At 72.7% G+C, this 16,712-nt stretch carries 15 protein-coding genes; 8 read left to right on the top strand and 7 right to left on the bottom strand.

Annotated features, from left to right (window positions below; translation table 11 throughout):
* Nucleotides 1–31 precede the first annotated feature (31 nt).
* Complete coding sequence (locus tag SNOUR_RS06465; RefSeq protein WP_079142273.1) at nt 32–2,347, bottom strand: glycoside hydrolase family 3 N-terminal domain-containing protein; 2,316 nt, start codon at nt 2,345–2,347, stop codon at nt 32–34.
* Between the two features lie 356 nt (nt 2,348–2,703).
* Here SNOUR_RS06465 and SNOUR_RS06460 point away from each other — a divergent pair, with 356 nt between their 5' ends.
* Both SNOUR_RS06460 and SNOUR_RS06455 read left to right on the top strand, forming a co-directional pair.
* Complete coding sequence (locus SNOUR_RS06460; RefSeq protein WP_067344604.1) at nt 2,704–4,215, top strand: FUSC family protein; 1,512 nt, start codon at nt 2,704–2,706, stop codon at nt 4,213–4,215.
* A gap of 411 nt (nt 4,216–4,626) precedes the next feature.
* Nucleotides 4,627–5,718, top strand: coding sequence for a lactonase family protein (locus tag SNOUR_RS06455; RefSeq protein ID WP_067344602.1), 1,092 nt, complete (start codon nt 4,627–4,629; stop codon nt 5,716–5,718).
* A 19-nt stretch (nt 5,719–5,737) separates the two neighbouring features.
* On the opposite strand, the gene SNOUR_RS06450 is transcribed toward SNOUR_RS06455, so the two are convergent.
* The 6 genes from SNOUR_RS06450 to SNOUR_RS06425 form a co-directional block, all read right to left on the bottom strand.
* On the bottom strand, nt 5,738–6,091 hold the full coding sequence (locus SNOUR_RS06450) for a nuclear transport factor 2 family protein (RefSeq protein ID WP_067344600.1): 354 nt from the start codon (nt 6,089–6,091) through the stop codon (nt 5,738–5,740).
* 354 nt (nt 6,092–6,445) lie between these two features.
* Nucleotides 6,446–7,387, bottom strand: a complete 942-nt coding sequence (locus SNOUR_RS06445; protein ID WP_079142271.1) for a sirohydrochlorin chelatase — start codon at nt 7,385–7,387, stop codon at nt 6,446–6,448.
* Between the two features lie 72 nt (nt 7,388–7,459).
* The gene (locus tag SNOUR_RS06440) at nt 7,460–8,503 is read right to left on the bottom strand and encodes an N-acetylglucosamine kinase (protein WP_067344596.1); all 1,044 of its coding nucleotides are present in this window, start codon (nt 8,501–8,503) and stop codon (nt 7,460–7,462) included.
* A complete protein-coding gene (locus tag SNOUR_RS06435; protein ID WP_067344594.1) occupies nt 8,496–9,521 on the bottom strand; it encodes an LURP-one-related family protein in 1,026 nt (341 codons plus the stop codon). The genes SNOUR_RS06440 and SNOUR_RS06435 overlap by 8 nt, the downstream gene beginning before the upstream one ends.
* A 40-nt stretch (nt 9,522–9,561) precedes the next feature.
* Nucleotides 9,562–10,239, bottom strand: a complete 678-nt coding sequence (locus SNOUR_RS06430) for a uracil-DNA glycosylase (protein ID WP_039630429.1) — start codon at nt 10,237–10,239, stop codon at nt 9,562–9,564.
* A gap of 54 nt (nt 10,240–10,293) precedes the next feature.
* Entirely contained in the window at nt 10,294–11,379 is a 1,086-nt protein-coding gene (locus SNOUR_RS06425; RefSeq protein ID WP_067344593.1) for a WD40/YVTN/BNR-like repeat-containing protein, read from the bottom strand.
* 378 nt (nt 11,380–11,757) lie between these two features.
* Here SNOUR_RS06425 and SNOUR_RS06420 point away from each other — a divergent pair, with 378 nt between their 5' ends.
* The 6 genes from SNOUR_RS06420 (at nt 11,758) to SNOUR_RS06400 (ending at nt 16,695) form a co-directional block, all read left to right on the top strand.
* Nucleotides 11,758–12,855 (top strand): NADH:flavin oxidoreductase/NADH oxidase, encoded by a 1,098-nt coding sequence (locus SNOUR_RS06420; protein ID WP_067344591.1) that lies wholly within the window; start codon nt 11,758–11,760, stop codon nt 12,853–12,855.
* A gap of 863 nt (nt 12,856–13,718) precedes the next feature.
* Nucleotides 13,719–14,378 (top strand): cytochrome P450, encoded by a 660-nt coding sequence (locus tag SNOUR_RS06415; protein WP_067344589.1) that lies wholly within the window; start codon nt 13,719–13,721, stop codon nt 14,376–14,378.
* A gap of 206 nt (nt 14,379–14,584) precedes the next feature.
* The gene (locus SNOUR_RS06410; RefSeq protein WP_312635859.1) at nt 14,585–15,211 is read left to right on the top strand and encodes a ClpP family protease; all 627 of its coding nucleotides are present in this window, start codon (nt 14,585–14,587) and stop codon (nt 15,209–15,211) included.
* Between the two features lie 33 nt (nt 15,212–15,244).
* Nucleotides 15,245–15,916 carry an ATP-dependent Clp protease proteolytic subunit gene (locus SNOUR_RS06405; RefSeq protein WP_512700989.1) on the top strand — a complete coding sequence of 224 codons (672 nt, stop codon included), beginning with the start codon at nt 15,245–15,247 and terminating at the stop codon, nt 15,914–15,916.
* Nucleotides 15,817–16,029 carry a ClpP family protease gene (locus SNOUR_RS49675; RefSeq protein WP_512700988.1) on the top strand — a complete coding sequence of 71 codons (213 nt, stop codon included), beginning with the start codon at nt 15,817–15,819 and terminating at the stop codon, nt 16,027–16,029. Before SNOUR_RS06405 ends, SNOUR_RS49675 begins: the two co-directional genes overlap by 100 nt.
* A gap of 303 nt (nt 16,030–16,332) precedes the next feature.
* A complete protein-coding gene (locus tag SNOUR_RS06400) occupies nt 16,333–16,695 on the top strand; it encodes an ArsR/SmtB family transcription factor (protein ID WP_067344587.1) in 363 nt (120 codons plus the stop codon).
* The last annotated feature ends 17 nt before the right edge of the window (nt 16,696–16,712 follow it).

Genomic DNA, 16,712 nt, shown 5'->3' with positions numbered 1-16,712 from the left:
CAGGCCCCAGGCCCCAGGCCCCCCAGGCCCCTCAGGTCACGGTGAGCGTGGCCCTGCCCTCGGCGGTCGAACTGCCGCCCACATAGAGGTCGATGGCGCCGGGCTCCAGCCGGAACTCGCCGCGCGGGTCGTTGGTCCAGAAGCCGAGGTCCTCGGCCGCCAGCCGGAACCGCACGGTCCGGCTCGCCCCCGGCGCCAGTGTCACCCGCTGGAACCCCCGCAGCCGGCGGACCGGTTGGGCGATGCTGGCGGCCCGGTCGTGGACGTAGAGCTGCACGACCTCGTCGCCGGTCCGGGAACCGGTGTTGGTGACGGTCGCCGTGACCTCGACGGAGTCGCCCGCGCGCAGGCCGCTCGCCGCGATCCGGCCGGTGCTCAGACGGGGCGCGTCGGTACGGAACGTCGTGTAGCTCAGCCCGTGGCCGAACGGGAACTGCGGTCCGTCCGGGAGGTCGAGGTACTTCGAGGTGTACTTGTCGTCTGGGTCGTAGGGCCGGCCGGTGTTCTCGTGGTTGTAGTGGATCGGGAGCTGACCGACCGAGCGCGGGAACGAGACCGGCAGCTTGCCGCCGGGAGCGACCGTGCCGAACAGCACGTCGGCGACGGCGTGGCCGGCCTCGATGCCCGGGTGCCAGGCCACCAGCACCGCCGGGGCCCGCTCCAGCCAGCTCCCGACGGTCAGCGGACGCCCGTTGACCAGCACCACCGCGAACGGTCTGCCGGTGTCGGCGATCGCCGCGACCAGCCGCTCCTGCGCGCCCGGCAGCCCGAGGTCGCTGCGCGCGGCGGCCTCCCCGCTGAGCGCCGGGGGTTCGCCGACGACCACGACGGTCACGTCACAGGCCCGGGCGGCGGCGACGGCGGCCGGGATGCCGCTGGTGTCGTCCCCCTGCGGGTCCACGCCGCGCGCATGGCGCACCGTGCTGCCGGGCGCCGCCTTCCGCACGGCGTCCAGCACCGTGCCGGCCGGGAACTTCCGGGCCGCGGGCGGCATCACCCACGTCCCCAACAGGTCGGTGGAGTCGCCGAACGGTCCCACCACCGCGATCGAACCGACCGAGCCGCGGAGCGGCAGCACCCCCTTGTCGTTCTTCAGCAGCACCATCGACCGGCTCGCGGCGGCCCGGGCCGCCGCCCGGGCCTGCGCGGACGGCTCGCCGATCGCCGCGCCCTCGTCGACGTAGGGGTGCGCGAACAGCCCGAGCGCGAACTTCAGCCGCAGCACCCGGGCGACCGCCTCGTCCAGCCGCCGCCGACTGATCCGGCCCTCCCGGAGCAGTCGCCTGCCGTGGGTGACCAGGTTGGTGCTGGTCATCTCCATGTCGACCCCGGCGGTCAGCGCGAGCCGCGCGGCGTCCGCGCCGTCCTCCGCGACACCGTGCGGGATCAGTTCCTGTACGCCGTTCCAGTCGCTCACCACCATCCCGTCGAAGCCCCACGCCCGCCGGAGGATGTCGGTGAGGGTGTGCGGATCGGCGTGCGCCGGGACGCCGCCGATGAGGTTGAACGAGGCCATCACGGTGGCCACCCCGGCGTCCGTCGCGGCCCTGAACGGCGGGAGGTAGAGGTTCCGCAGCCGGGACTCGGAGACGTCCACGGTGTTGTAGTCCCGCCCGCCCTCGGCGCCCCCGTACGCCACGAAGTGCTTGGCGCAGGCGGCGATCCGGTCCGCGGCCGAGAGCCGGTCCCCCTGGTAGCCGCGCACCTTGGCGGCGGCGAACGCGGCGGTCAGGTACGGGTCCTCGCCGTTGCCCTCGGCGATCCGGCCCCAGCGCGGCTCGTGCGTCACGTCCATCATCGGCGCGAAGGTCCAGTGCACCCCGTTGGACCGGGCCTCCCGCGCCGACACCTCCGCGTCCCGCACCGCGACCTGCGGATCGAAGCTCGCCGCCTGCGCCAGCGGGATCGGGAACGTCGTCCAGAAGCCGTGGATGACGTCGAGCCCGAACAGCAGCGGGATGCCCAGCCGCGACTCCTCGACGGCGAGCTTCTGGAGCGCGTTGCAGGTCCGGGCCCCGTAGATGCTGAGCACCGAGCCCAACCGCCCGGCGCGCGCGGCGTCCTCGACCGCCTTGGTCCCCGGCCCGCCCGGCCCGGTGTCGTACGCCCACGGGAGCTGCTGCAACTGCCCCAGCTTCTCTTCGAGAGTCATACGCGCCAGCAGTTCGCCGACCTTCCCCTCGTCCGGCCCGGGCCGGTGGCCGGAAGCCGTGGCGGCCTGGGTCGCCCCCGCCGCGGCTTCCCGGGGGAGCGCCTGCGCCTGGGACGATCCGGTGCTCGCCAGACCGGCGGCCGCCGCGGTACCGCCCGCGGCGGCCAGCAGTGAACGACGTCGCAGCCCACCCATGCCTTCACCTTTTTCATCGAGAGAGGGGTAAAGGTTTTCCCAAGGCGCCAGGAGCTGAAGCGACGGTAAGTGGACGCCCTGTAACCGTCAAGGACTCGCGCAGGACCCGGACACACCGATCCGCCGCGCGGGGCCGGGCGCACGGCGTCGCCGCACGCCCTGCCGCCCGGCTGGACCGTTGGCCCGCTAATGGCGCACCAAAACGCCGCGATGCTGTGCCAATGGCCCAGCATTTTCGGCATCTGTTGAGCCACCTGGTGGCTTGATGGTGTGATGGTCCTGTCGATGGCGCTGCGGATCCCCGCGGCGCCTTTCTCATGTCGCGGTGCACCTGTGTGCGGAAGGGGCGGGGCAACTTGCTGAAGAAGGCGTTCGTGGCGCCGGATCCGGGGCGTGTGCGACTGCGGTTCGCGGCCCGGGCCGTGGTCGGCGTCGGCCTCGCCGTGGCGTTGTGCGGGCTGGCCGGGCACACGCTGGTCGCCGCTATCACCGGCGGCCTGGCCGCGCTGCTCGCCTTGTTCACGGTGACCGACCCGACGGTGCGCGGCCAGGCCGTGACGACGGCGCTGCTACCCGTCGTCGGCCTCCCGGTGCTCGCGCTCGCGGCGCTGCTGCACGACCTGCCGCTCGCGCGCGACCTGGCGTTCCTGGCCGTCGTGGGGGCGGGGGTGTACGCGCGGCGGTGGGGGCCGCGCGGGCACTCGCTGGGCGTGTTCGCCTTCATGATCTTCTTCGCGGCGCAGTTCCTGCACACCGTCCCCGGCCGGCTCCCCGAGTCGTACGCGGCCGTGCTGCTCGGACTCGCCGCGTCGTCGGCGGTGCGTTTCGGGGTGTGGTGCTACGAACGGCGGCTGCCGGCGCCCACCACGGTGGCCGCGCCGGCCGGCGGGACCGGGCTCGCGCGGATCACCACGCGGCAGGCCGTGCAGGCGACCGTGGGGGCCGCCTTCGCCCTCGGCGTCGGACAGATGCTGTCCGAACAGCGCTGGTACTGGGCCGTCGGCGCCACCTGGTGGGTGTTCGTGAACACCACCTCGCGGGGCGAGACGCTCGTCCGCGGGTTCCGGCGGTTCCTGGGCACGGTGCTCGGGGTCGGGCTCGGCTTCGCCCTCGCCGTTCCGCTGCACGACGAGCCGGTCGCGGCCGCCGTGATCGTCGCCCTCGGTGTCTTCGGGATCTTCTACACGGCGGCCGTCTCCTACACCTGGATGATGCTCGCGGTGACCGTGATGGCGAGCACGCTCTACGGGCTGCTCGGCGTGCTCGATCCGGCGCTGCTCGCCCTGCGGGTGGGCGAGACGGCCGTCGGGGCCCTGGGCGCGCTGCTCGCGGTGCTTCTGGTGCTGCCGGTGACCACGCACTCCGTCACCGACGAGCAGGTCGAGCGGGCCGTGCGGTGCGTGCACGCGTGCACCGCACAGGCCGCCGCCCGGCTCGCCGGGGACGCCGCGGCCGATCCGGCGCCGCGGGTGGCCGAGTTGGAGGCGATCCTTGGCCGCGTGCGGCTGTCGCTCGTCCCGCTGGTACATCCGCTCAGCCCCCTGCGGGCGCGCAAGCAACGGGCCCGGCAGATCGTCGCGCTGCTCGACGACTGCGCGCGCGAGGTACGCGGACTGGCGTCCATCGCCGCCGACCCGGAAGCCTCGCACGACGACCGGCTCGTCGCGGCGTGCTGGCGGGTCGAGGCCGCCGTCGAGGCCCTGACCGACACGCCGCTCGACGCGCCCGGCCGCCGGGCGGAGGCCGGGACGCTGCCGCAGACCGGCGAGGGCGGACCCGTGCTGGCCCATCTGCACGCCCTGGAGCAGGCCCTGCTCGCCCTCGCCGTCCCCCTCGGCCGGTCCGAACGGCTCCCGATGGGCGCCTGAGCGGGGGGAACCCGTGGCGGCCGGTCGTGTCCGGGCCGGCCGCGCCGCGGTCGGCCGGGCCGGCTCCGCCGTCCTCGCGGATCACCGCGCCATCGGCCGACTCCTCATCGTCGACCCGTCGTTGGAGCACACCCGGACCCCACCCGGGCCCCGCCCCGGCTGCTCGCCGAAGCACCGGGATCCGGCCAGGCCCTGCCGGCCCCGCTCGCCGGCCCCGCCGTGCGCGGCCCCGGAGGCCGACCGCGGCACGTCGCGCCGCACCGGTCACTCCCGGCCATCACCGCCGCCGCCCCTGCCCGCCCTGTTAGCGTCGCCCGGACAACGGGAACCGTCCGGACGGCGCGGGCCGCCGCGTATCGACCGGACCCCACGGCCGGGCGGCCCCGACGGGCGGACGAAGGGCGGCGACCAGTGGCGACGACGGGACCAGCGACCGAGCGGACCGGCGGCGGACCGGCGCACGAGAATGGGCCGCGCGCCTACCTCGGCTCCTTCACCACCGCCGGCGGCCTCGGCATCACCACCGCGGCCGTCGACCCGGTAACCGGGGCGCTGACCCCCCTGCACTCCACCGACGTCGTCCCCAACCCCTCCTACCTGGTGCCGGACCCCGGTGCCCGCCGCCTCTACGCCGTCAGCGAGACCCCCGACGGCGCGGCGGCCGCCTTCCGCCTCACCCCCGAGGGACCCGTCCTGCTCGCCCCCGCAGTCCCCGTGGGCGGCGCCGACCCCACCCACCTCACGCTGACCGCCGGCCACCTGGTCACCGCCAACTACAGCTCCGGCGACGTCAGTACCCTCCCGGTACGCGACGACGGCACCCTCGGCGGTCCGGCGCGGGTCCTCGCCCACCACGGCAGCGGTCCCCGGACCGACCGCCAGGAGGGCCCGCACGCCCACGCCGTGCGGCCCGACCCCGCCGGCCGATGGCTGCTCAGCGTCGATCTGGGCACCGACGCCGTCCGGATCTGCGCCCTCGACGCGGCCGACGGCACCCTCACCGTCCGGGACCGGACCCGCCTGCGCCCCGGCAGCGGGCCCCGCCACCTCGCCTTCCACCCCGCCGGCGACCTCGTCTGCGTCGTCAACGAACTCGACCCGACCGTGACGCTCTGCCGGTGGGACGCCGAGCACGGGACGCTGACGCCGCTGGGGGAGACCCCGCTGCTCCCCGAAGGGGCCGCGGACACCGGCCCGACGTTCCCCTCCGCGCTGGTCCTCTCCCCGGACGGCCGGTTCGCCTGGGCCGCCAACCGCGGCCACGACAGCATCGCGGTGCTCGCCCTGGACGCCCGGGCCGGGAGCGCGACGCTGGTCACCACCGTGCCGTGCGGTGGCCACTGGCCCCGTGACCTCGCGCTGCACCCCGACGGGCGGCACCTCTACGCCGCCAACGAGCGCTCCGGCGACGTCACCTGGTTCACCGTCGACCCGGAGACCGGCGTCCCCGCCCGCGGCGGCTCGGTCCCGGCGCCGGCCGCCTCGTGCGTGGTCTTCGCCTGACGGGCTCGCCGCGGCGCGTTCACCCCTGGGGGAAGCGCCCGCCGAAGTACACCTGGGTCTCGACGAGGCGCCCGTCCCGGACCGTCATCACCTCGACGTTGCGGTGGCGTTCGCCGGTCGTGAGCTCGTATGCGTAGCGGACGAAGACCTGGTCGCCGCCGAACGGCACGGCGTCCAGGATCTCCTGGGACCGGACCCGGTCCGCGGTGGGGAAGCAGACCGCCAGGAACGCGGCCCGGTCGATGTGGTCGTCCTGCGGGCTGGTGAAGACGAACTCCTCGGCCAGCAGCCGCTCCATGGCCGGCCGGTCCTGGGCCAGGTACGCGGCGAAGCAGGCCCGGGCGACGTCCTCGGGCGCGGTGGTGTCCGGCACGGTGTCCTCCTGCGGGGCGGGTCGGGTCGGTTCGCGCCGGGTCGGAACGCGGCGGGACCACGACGGTAGCGAGGCGGGGCCCGAAACGGTGGCCGCGCGGGGGCGCTGGCGACGCACCGTGGGGCGCACGACGGCCACAGGGCGCCCGTACAGCGCCTGTGGTGACCCGCTCGCGCTCCCGGGGCGCCACGGCCCTCGCGGGCCGCCTGGCGGGCATCCGCGCCGCTCAGAGGGGGTGCGGGCGGAGTGCGGAGGGAAAGCGCGGAGGGCCGCCCCGCGCTCGTGCGGGACGGCCCTCGGTGATCGGGTGCGGCTCCGGTGGTGGTTCCGGTGCCGTGCGGCTGCGACGCGGGCCTACCGGACGGCTGCCCCCAGGCCCTGGCCCGGCAGGGTGATCCCCATCGCCGCCGCGTAGTTGGACAGCACCAGCCGGCCCACCGCGCCGTACGCGCCCAGCGCCTCGGCCGAGGCGCAGCCCGCCTCCGCCGCGGCCGCCCCCAGAAGGCCGTCGGCGAGTTCGGGACCGATCAGGTAAGGAGCCAGCGCCAGTTGCTGCGAGCCCGACGAGCGCAGCTGCTCGGCGGTGCGGGCGATCGCGCCCTCCTCGTCCAGGCCCGCCGCCAGGACCGGCACGGCCAGCCGGGCGGAGAGCAGCATGCCGGTGATCCCGGCGGCCTGCACCGCCTCCTCGCCGCCGACGGTGGCGAGGATGATGCCGTCCGCCGCGGTGGCGACGGTGAACAGCCGGGCCCGGTCGGCGCGGGCCAGACCGGCCTCGGACAGCCGGACGTGCAGCGCCTCGGCCAGCAGCGGGTGCGGGCCCAGGACGTCGGTCAGCTCGGCCCCGGAGGCGCTGTTCAGGATGGCCTGGCGTATCCGGCGCAGCAGGGCGCTGTCCGGGCCGGCCAGCAGCGGGACGACGACCGCGGCGGGGCCGGCGGGAGCGGGCTGGCCGGTCTCGGCCGCCCGGGCGTTCTGCTCGGCGGCGGCCTGTGCCAGCACCGCCTCCAGGGACGGGAACTCCTCGCCCTCGCCGTCGACGTAGCCGAGCCGCGCGTCGAGGCCGGGCAGTTCGGAACGGGCGATGCTGGAGACCTCTTCCGCCAGGCTGCGCGAGGCGGCGGAGGGGGTGCCGGGCACGGCCAGGACCAGGGCGGGTGCGCCCTCGGGTGCGGCCAGCGGCTCCGGCTTGCGGTGGCGGCCGGACGGCCGCGTGCGCGGCATGCGGACGGGCAGGCCGGGTGCGGCGGCGTCGATGCGGGGCGAGCCAGGTGCGGGCCCAGTGGGGGAACTCATGGCGCCGCATGCTAACGCCTCGCCGCGCCCGCCCGCCGGGGGAGGGTTCCGCCGCGAGGTATCCGTCCCGTTTTATCCCGCGCGTCGTGCCGGCGAGGGCGTCACATGCCCTGTGATCTGCAACAACTTGCCGTCGACGGGGAGTGCCAGACGGTCCGTGGCCAGCGCCGCGGCGATCGCCAGCGAACCGTCGAGCGGGCTCCCTGCGGCCTCGACGGGACGGGCGCCGGGCAGCCGCTCGGCGAGCGCCGCGCGCAGCGGCGACAGCAGCGGGTCGCCCAGGGCGAGCAGGCCGCCGGTGAGCGCGACCGCGACGTCGGGGCCCGGCGGGCAGACCGCGGCGGCGGAGTCGGCGACATGGCGCGCGGCATCGTCCAGGATCCCGGCGGCGACCGCGTCCCCGGCGGCGGCACAGTGCGCCACCTCGGGGGCGAAGGAGGCCAGCACGGCGGGCCGGTCCGGCCGCGGGTACAGCGCCGCGGGCAGTCCGGTGACGGGGCCGAACGTCTTCTCCGCCCGGGTCAGCAGCTCCTGCGATCCACCGGGTCGTCCGTCGTGGGTGCGCAGCGCGGCCTCCAGCCCGGCCCGCCCGATCCAGGCGCCGCTGCCGCAGTCGCCCAGCAGGTGCCCCCAGCCGTCCGCCCGGCGCCAACCGCCCGTCGGCGTCAGGTCCGTGCCCAGGGCGACCAGGCCGGTGCCCGCGGCCACCACGGCACCGGGCCGCTGGCCGAGCGCCCCGGCGTAGGCGGTCACCGCGTCCGCGGCGAGTGCAAGCCGCCGGACCCCGAAGGCGGTGGCCAGTGCCCCGGGCAGTCGGGCGCGCAGCGCGTCGCCGAGGGTGCCCATGCCGGCGGCGCCGACGCACACCGCGACGAACCGGTCAGCGCCCACCTTGTCTGCCAACTCCACGCCAGCGGGCAGGAGTTGACGAAGCATCTGATCCGCGTCGATACCGTCCGGGCCGATGCGGACCGGCTCGCGCGAGACGAACGTGGCCGCCGGTCGGAGTCGTTCGCGGTCCCCGTCGATCCGGGCCACCGCGATCCGCAGCCCCGACCCGCCCGAGTCCACCCCCAGGACGTGGTCCCCGGCCTGTGTGCCGGTGGGCTCAGCCAAGGCCGCGGGAGTCCTGCTTGAGGGCGGTGTCGACGGTCAGCGCGGTGGCCACGACCAGGCTCAGCAGCGGGTCGGGCAGCTGCCGGTGGATCTGCAGGACGTAGTTGTCCGCGGTGGTGAACATCGTCTTGGCCAGGCCCTCCCAGGTCTTGGTGATCCGGGCGATCTCGGCGTCGGTGTGGTCGACGATCGCGAAGTTCCAGGCGCGCCAGTTCTCCGCCTTGATGGCGCCGATCTGCTGGCCGTTGACCATCATCGCGAAGTTGATCTTCCCGATGGCGTTCTGCTGGACGATCTCGCCGACCGGCTGACCGTCCGGGCGCGTCACCAGCACCTTGGACTTGATGAGCTTGGCGGGCCGGGTCAGCACCAGCTGCGGCTGCCCGTGGGCGTCCCGGATCTCCAGCTTGTGGGTCATGTACTGATCAAGGCTGGAGACCACCCGGAACACCTTGCGCGCGGTGCTCTGACCGATCTCGACGACCGAACCGAGGGTGTTGCCGTTCTGGTCGTAGACCGCGTACTCGTTGCTCACCTCGATGAGCTTGGCCTTCTGGTTGACCACCAGCACCGGTTCGGTGAAGAGCGTGCCGCCGCCCGGCCCGGTCGGGGCCACACCGGCCTGCTGCTGCACCTGCTGCTGTATGCCGGCCTGCTGCATCGCCTGGTGGTGCGCGTCGGCCGGGTAGGAGCCCGGCTGCCCGGGGTGCCCCGGCGCCTGCTGCGGGTAGCCGGCCTGCTGGCCGTACGGGGCGGCGCCCGGCTGCTGGCCGTACGGGGCCTGGACCGGGGCCTGCTGCTGCGGCGGGTACTGCTGCGCCATCTGCGGCTGGGGCGCCTGCTGGGGCACCTGCTGTGCCGCCTGCGGTCGGCCCGGCCGCGCCGTCTGTTCCGGGGCCGGTGCCTGCTGGCCCGGGTGGGTGTGCCCGGTCCACTGGGCGCCGTCCCACCAGCGGAGCTGATGGGGGGTGCCCTGCGGGTCGGCGTACCAGCCCGCAGGGATGTTCGCATTGGTCATACGGGGAACACTATCGCCCGGCTTCCGGCCGGGGCCCGGGTCAGGGCAGCCGCCAGTCCACCGGCTGGGCGCCCTGCCGGACGAGGAGGTCGTTGACCCGGCTGAACGGCCGCGAGCCGAAGAAACCCCGGTCGGCGGACATCGGGGAGGGGTGCGCGGACTCGACCGACGGCACCTCGCCCAGCAGCGGTCGCAGATTGCGCGCGTCGCGCCCCCACAGCACCGCCACCAGCGGCCCGCCGCGCGTCACCAGGGCCCGGATGGCCTGCTCGGTGACCTGCTCCCAGCCCTTGCCGCGGTGTGCGGCCGGCTTGCGCGGCGCCGTCGTCAGCGCTCTGTTCAGCAGCAGTACGCCCTGCTGGGTCCACGGGGTCAGGTCGCCGTTGGACGGCCGGGGGAGCCCGAGGTCGGAGTGCATCTCGCGGAAGATGTTCTCCAGACTTCCGGGCAGCGGCCGGACGTCCGGCGCCACGGAGAAGCTCAGCCCGACCGCGTGACCGGGCGTGGGGTAGGGGTCCTGTCCGACGATGAGCACCCGCACCCCGTCGAAGGGTTGTTGGAAGGCGCGCAGCACATTGTTGCCGGCCGGGAGGTAGGTCCGGCCCGCGGCGATCTCCGCCCGCAGGAAGTCGCCCATCGCGGCGATCTGCCCGGCGACCGGCTCAAGTGCCTTGGCCCAGCCTGGTTCGACGATGTCTTGGAGAGGTCGTGCAGCCACGGGATCACCCTACTGGCCGATGCCCGTCCTCCTTCAACTCCGAGCCACCGCGGCTCAGGCCGTCGCCGCCGCCCGTACGCAGAGCACGTCGGGCAGGTGGGAGGCGAGCTGCCGCCAGCTGTCGCCGTCGTCGGCACTGGCGTAGAGCTCGCCGTTGCGGTTGCCGAAATACACCCCGGCGGGGTCGGCGTCGTCCACCGACAGGGCGTCCCGCAGGACCGTGCCGTAGTGCTCCTCCGCGGGGAGGCCGGCGCTCAGCGGCTCCCAGCTGGCGCCCGCGTCGGCGGTGCGGAAGACCCGGCAGCGGTGCTCGGCCGGCACCCTGTCGATGTCGGCGGTGATCGGGAAGAGGTAGGCGACATCGCCTCTTCGGGGGTGCGCGGCCACCGCGAAGCCGAAGTCCGAGGGCAGGCCGCCGCCGATGTCCGTCCAGCTCGCCCCGGCGTCGTCGGACCGATAGACGCCCCAGTGGTTCTGGAGGTAGAGCCGGTCGTGGTCGACCGGGTCCGGCGCGATCTTGTGGACGCACTGGCCGAATTCGGGGTGCTGGTCGGGCAGGAAGACCGCCTTGACGCCCTTGTTGGACGGCGCCCAGCTGGCGCCGCCGTCGCGGGTGCGGAACACCCCGGCGGCGGAGACCGCGACGGTCACCGCGTCGGCGTCCCGCGGGTCGGTGACCACCGTGTGGACGGCGAGCCCGCCGCCACCCGGCACCCACTTCTCCCGGCTGGGGTGCTCCCACAGTGCCCGGACCAGCTCGAAGGTCTCGCCGCGGTCCTCGGACCGGAACAGGCCGCCGGGCTCGGTGCCGGCGTAGACCACCTCGGGCGCGGCCGGGCCCGCGGGGTGCAGCTGCCACACCCGTTCCAGTGAAGTCCCGGTGTGCGCCGGGTACTTGACGGCCGGGCGGGCCGGCTCGCGCCAGGTCTCGCCCAGGTCGTCGGAGTGGAAGACCGACGGGCCCCAGTGCGCGCTGTCGGCGCCCGCCAGGAGCCGGGGCCGCCCGCCACGGGTGTCGATCGCGAGGGAGTACACCGCCTGCGCGGCGAAGTGCGGACCGCTCAGCCGCCAGGTGCCGCGCTGCCGGCGGCCGATGAACAACCCTTTGCGGGTGCCCACCGCGAGGAGTACGTCTGTCATGCCGGAACACCTCCGGGACGCCGTTGTCTCAGATAGTCGCCAGTGTGCACCCGGCCACTGACAACGGCGTGCCGGTCGGTGTCCGCGCAGGTCGGACGGCCCGGTGGCACTGCCGCGGGAGGCCCCCGCGATCTTCGCGTCCGGGGTGGTGGCCCACTCCAGGGCCGCGTGCCGACCTTGCGTCGGCTCTCCTTCTCCCGCCTCCTGACGTCTCGTCACGTCACCTGAGGGCGGTCGCGGTCGCGATGGCGCCGCGTTCGCTGACCGACAGGGCCGGTGAGCTTGTACGAAGGGTGTCGTAATTCGAAGGTCTTCGTAGTACGGTGTTTGTCGTATCAAGCGCGGCCGAGGTGGCTGCCCGTGTGAACGGAGTCTTTTGTGAGCACCCTCTATGAGCCCTTTCGGCTTCGGTCGTTGACCGTCCCCAACCGGGTCTGGATGTCCCCGATGTGCCAGTACAGCGCTGACGCATCGGGGCCGGACATCGGCGTGCCGGGCGATTGGCACTTCGCGCACTACGGCGCGCGAGCCGCCGGCGGTACCGGACTGATCATGGTCGAGGCCACCGCTGTCTCCCCGGAAGGGCGGATCAGCCCCGGAGACCTGGGCATCTGGAACGACAGGCAGTCGGCGGCGTTCCGGCGGATCACCTCCTTCCTCAAGGAGCAGGGCACGGTGCCGGGCGTGCAGATCGCTCACGCCGGTCGCAAGGCGTCGACGGACGCGCCGTGGCGCGGTGGCGCCCCGGTCGACCATGGCGCACACGGCTGGCGGCCGGTCGCGCCGAGCCCGCTGCCCTTCGACGAGGGCCACCCGGTCCCGGACGAGCTGACGGTCGAGGGGATCGCGCAGGTGGTTCAGGACTTCGCCGCCGCAGCCCGACGGGCTCGGGACGCCGGCTTCGAGGTGGTGGAGATCCACGGCGCCCATGGCTACCTCATCGGCGAGTTCCTTTCCCCGCACACCAACCACCGCACCGATGCGTACGGCGGATCCTTTGCGAACCGGACGCGTTTCGCGCTGGAGGTCGTGGATGCGGTGCGAGCCGTCTGGCCCGAGGAACTTCCCGTCTTCTTCCGCATTTCCGCGACCGACTGGCTGACGGAGAACCCCGACGACGAGCGCGAGGGGTGGACGGCCGACGACACCGTGCGGTTCGCCGCCGATCTGAAGGCGCATGGCGTCGACCTGCTGGACGTGTCCACCGGCGGTAACGCACCCAAGGCCCGTATCGCCACGGGGCCCGGCTATCAGGTGCCGTTCGCGGAGCGGGTCAGGGCCGAAGTCGGACTTCCCGTCGGTGCTGTCGGGGAGATAACCGAAGCCCGGCAGGCCGAGAAGATCATCGAGAACCGCCAGGCGGACGCCGTGCTGATCGGCCGCGAACTGCTTCGCAATCCGTACTTCGCACGGCATGCCGCGCGTGAACTCGGCGGCGAGGTGGCGGCGCCGGTGCAGTACCACCGGGCCACCTGACATCGGATTCCCCGCGCGCGCTCGGGAGTTCCAGCAGCACGGCCACCGGCGACGGGCGGACCGCCGCAGGGGGCGGCTGATGCCGCCGCGGCGCAACTCGCCCGAACCGGCGGTCGGTTGGCGGTCATCGGCCATATACCCGACTGCCGGTCGGAGTTGGCCTGGACCAGATGCCTTACGGCGACGCCCTGGACCGCGCGGCCGGTGCCCGGCCCGCCGGCCGACAGGACCGCGTGGGCGGACGCCCGCGCGCTGGTCACCTGGCCTTCGCCGGAAATCCCGCGATCAAACCCGCTCTCTCGCTCGTCTCGGCTCCACATGATCAAATGGAAACGGAATTTCCACTACCGATCATTGCCGTTCTGCCCGGGTCGAGAAAATGGTCCGTCTACCCACCCTTTTCTTCAAGGGAGGATTTTCGGTCTTGTGGTCGAACGGGTTCCGCTCGTCTTCGGTGCTCCGGCGGCCATAAGTGAGGGGATCTGGAAGGAAGTACGGCGGTCGCCGACGACCCGCGGCCCGGCAACTACAGGTGCTGGCTGGCGACGGTGTCCTTCGGTCATCCACGGATGACCAAGGGCTACGCCGCGTACTACTGGGGGCGGGGCCGGCGCTTCGGTCTCGCCGACATCGGCCACGGCCGCGCGTACAGGCGCCGCTGCACGCCCTGTGCAACGCGGTCTTCGACACCACCTCCCGGCCGGAGGAGGTCGCCGCCACCGAGGAGGGCCTGTACCGCTTCATGGCCGAACCGGCCGAGAGCAAGGTCGCCGAGCCCGGCGACGACCTCACCTCCCTGCTGGTCGAGCACCGGGCCAACGGCACCATCACCCCTCGACGAACTCGTCGACCCCCTCATCCTGGTGCTGGCCGCCGGACACCAGACGACCATCAACTTCTTCACCAACTCCCGGCTCGCCCTGCTCACCCACCCCGACCAGCTGGAGCTGGTGCGGGCCGGTGAGGTCTCCTGGGAGGCGGTGACCGAGTCGGTGCTGGCGTGGGACTCCCCGGTCGGCCAAAGTCCGTTCCGCTACCCGACGCAGGACATCGAGATCGGGGGCACACTGATCCGCGCGGGCGAGCCGGTGATGATGTCCTACGCGGCGCTCGGACGGGATCCGGCGCACCACGGCCCGCTGGCCGCGTCGTTCGACGCCGCCCGCGACATCCGCCATCTGTCCTTCGGCCATGGACCGCACTTCTGCGTGGGCGCCCCGCTGGCCCGTTTGGAAGCGCACATCGCGCTGCCGGCCTTCTTCGACCGCTTCGATGCCGAACTGGCCGCCCCGGCAAAGGAGGTGGAGCCGTTCCCCTCGCCGGCGCTCACGGCATCCGCGCACTTCCGGCCGCGATCGGGCCGCGTGCGGGGGCGGCCGCCGGGGCCTGAGAGGCCCGCCCGTGATCGTCCCGCAGCAGTGGTTGCGGCATTGGCCGCATATCGTCCGCGGCCAATGCCGGCGGTCGCGCCGTCCGCACCATCCCGGGCGAGAATCCATTGCGCTTCCGATCAATCAACGTGACTCGTCGGAACGGCCGGATGTGATGGCCCGCGGAAGCAAACGCGAATGCGCTGTCAGTGAACAACTAGGCGCTGAACTAGCATAGTTGGACGATAGCGTTACGGTGTGCCAGGCAGGCGTGGGCGGACATTGGGCGGACATGGTGTGGCCTGTTGGGTGGTCCGCCGAGTGGTCCGCTGCTGAATTCACAAGAGGATCCCGTGGCTATCCGTCAGGCATTGGAAGTTGACTCGACGAGCCCTCGACTGGCATCGCAATCCCCCGCCGGCGGTCTCGGTGACCAGGTCTTCAGCAGGCTTCTGAACGACCGGATCATTTTCCTCGGGCAGGAAGTCGACGACGAGATCGCAAACAAGATCACCGCGCAGTCGTTGATGCTTGCGGCGGAATCCGAGCAGGGCATCTACCTTTACATCAATTCCCCCGGTGGTTCGATCACGGCGGGTATGGCCGTCTACGACACGATGAACTACATCAAGAACGATGTGGTCACCATCGCCATGGGCTTCTGCGCTTCCATGGGGCAGTTCCTGCGCACCGCGGGCGCCAAGGGGAAGCGTTTCGCGCTGCCGCACACGAAGATCCTCATGCACCAGCCCTCCGCGGGGCTCGCCGGCACCGCCTCCGACATGCGGATCTACGCGGACCAACTGCTCAAGACCAAGCGGGAGATGGCCGAGCTCATCGCGGCGAACTCCGGCAACAGTGTCGAGACGATCACCAAGGACTCGGACCGCGACCGGTGGTTCACCGCGGAAGGGGCCAGGCGGTACGGACTCATCGACAAGGTCATGACCTCCACCGGGGACGCTCCCGGCGGCGGCACCGCCTGAGCACGTTGCCGGACAACTGGTGCGCCGATCGGCATGCACCGGGTGTCCGGCAACGGTCCAGCGAGTACCCCGTCATCGGTGGGGCGTCGGCAGCTCCCGAGAAGAGGAAACGAGACCGTCATGACACCAGGCTCTTTGCGCGGCGGTGCGCAGGGAATCCTGACGAGCCGCTACATTCTCCCGAACTTCTCGGAGAGGACGACGAACGGGACCCGGGAGTACAACCCGTACGGCAAGCTCTTCGAAGAGCGGATCGTTTTCCTGGGTACCGAGATCGACGAGACGGCGGCCAATGACACCATGGCGCAGATCCTCTGTCTGGAGTTCCTGGGTCCGGATCGCGACATCTCCATCTACATCAATTCGCCCGGTGGATCGTTCAACGCCCTCACCGCCATCTACGACACCATGCAATTCGTGAGGCCGGAAATCCAGACGGTGTGTCTCGGTCAGGCGAACTCCGTCGCGGCGGTCATTCTCGCGGCCGGTACCGCGGGCAAGCGAATGGTGCTTCCGCACTCCCGAGTTCTCCTGTGCCAGCCCGACAGCCCGACAGCCCGGTACGCCAGGGCCAGGTCTCCGATCTGGAAAACCATGCGGACGAACTGGACCGAGCAAGGAACTGGATCGAAGAAGTCCTGGGCAAGCACTGCAACTTGGACGCCAAGAAGGTCCGTGAGGACATCGAGCGGGATCACATCCTGACCGCCGAAGAGGCGAAAGAGTACGGCTTGGTCGACGAGGTGCTCGCCCCCCGTGGCAACTCGGCAAAGGGCGCTGCCGGGTTGCCGGGCGGCGCGGGAGGATCCTCGCGCTGATCACGGTCGCCGGCGCCGTACGCCCGGCTCCCGCTCGACCTCCGCTCCGCAGCGGGGAGGCGTCCTCGACGAAGGGCACGCCTTCGATATGCTGCGGAGCTTCCGCGGTTCGGTGCCGGCGCATCGTCCGGACGCATGGGCGAGTAGGGCGGGCTCGCCGCTTCTACGATGAGCATCGTATTATGGCAAGTGTCAAACTACGATGGGTCTCGTACAATGGGGTCTTCAAGGGCCGCCGCGACCACCGGGGAATGCCGGTGCGGGCGCGTCGCAGCTCAACAGATCCGCAGGTCAGGAGCCGTCATGCCGACCGAATCGCCAGCCGCCGGGGCCGCCCGGTCGCTCCCGCACCCGGACCGTGCGGACATCCGGCTCGCCCAGGTGCTGCACGCCCTCGCCGACCCCATGCGGCTGCGGATCGTCTGTGCCCTGGCCGCCGCCGAGGGCGAGCTGAACTGCGCGGACATCGAACTGCCGGTCAGCAAGTCGACCTGTACGCACCACTTCCGGGTGCTGCGCGAGCACGGCGTGATCCAGCAGTTCTACCGCGGCACCGCCAAGATGAACGGCCTGCGCCGGACCGACCTCGACGAGCTGTTCCCCGGCCTGATCGACGACGTCCTGGAGGCGGCCCGCCTCCAGGAACGCCGCCTGGGCGCCCTCTGAACGGGCCGCCGACCGCC

The sequence above is a fragment of the Streptomyces noursei ATCC 11455 genome, assembly GCF_001704275.1.
In the GTDB taxonomy this organism is placed as follows: Bacteria; Actinomycetota; Actinomycetes; order Streptomycetales; family Streptomycetaceae; genus Streptomyces; species Streptomyces noursei.
The sequence above is the reverse complement of the archived record's forward strand: the minus strand, read 5'-3'. Positions and strand labels throughout refer to the sequence as shown.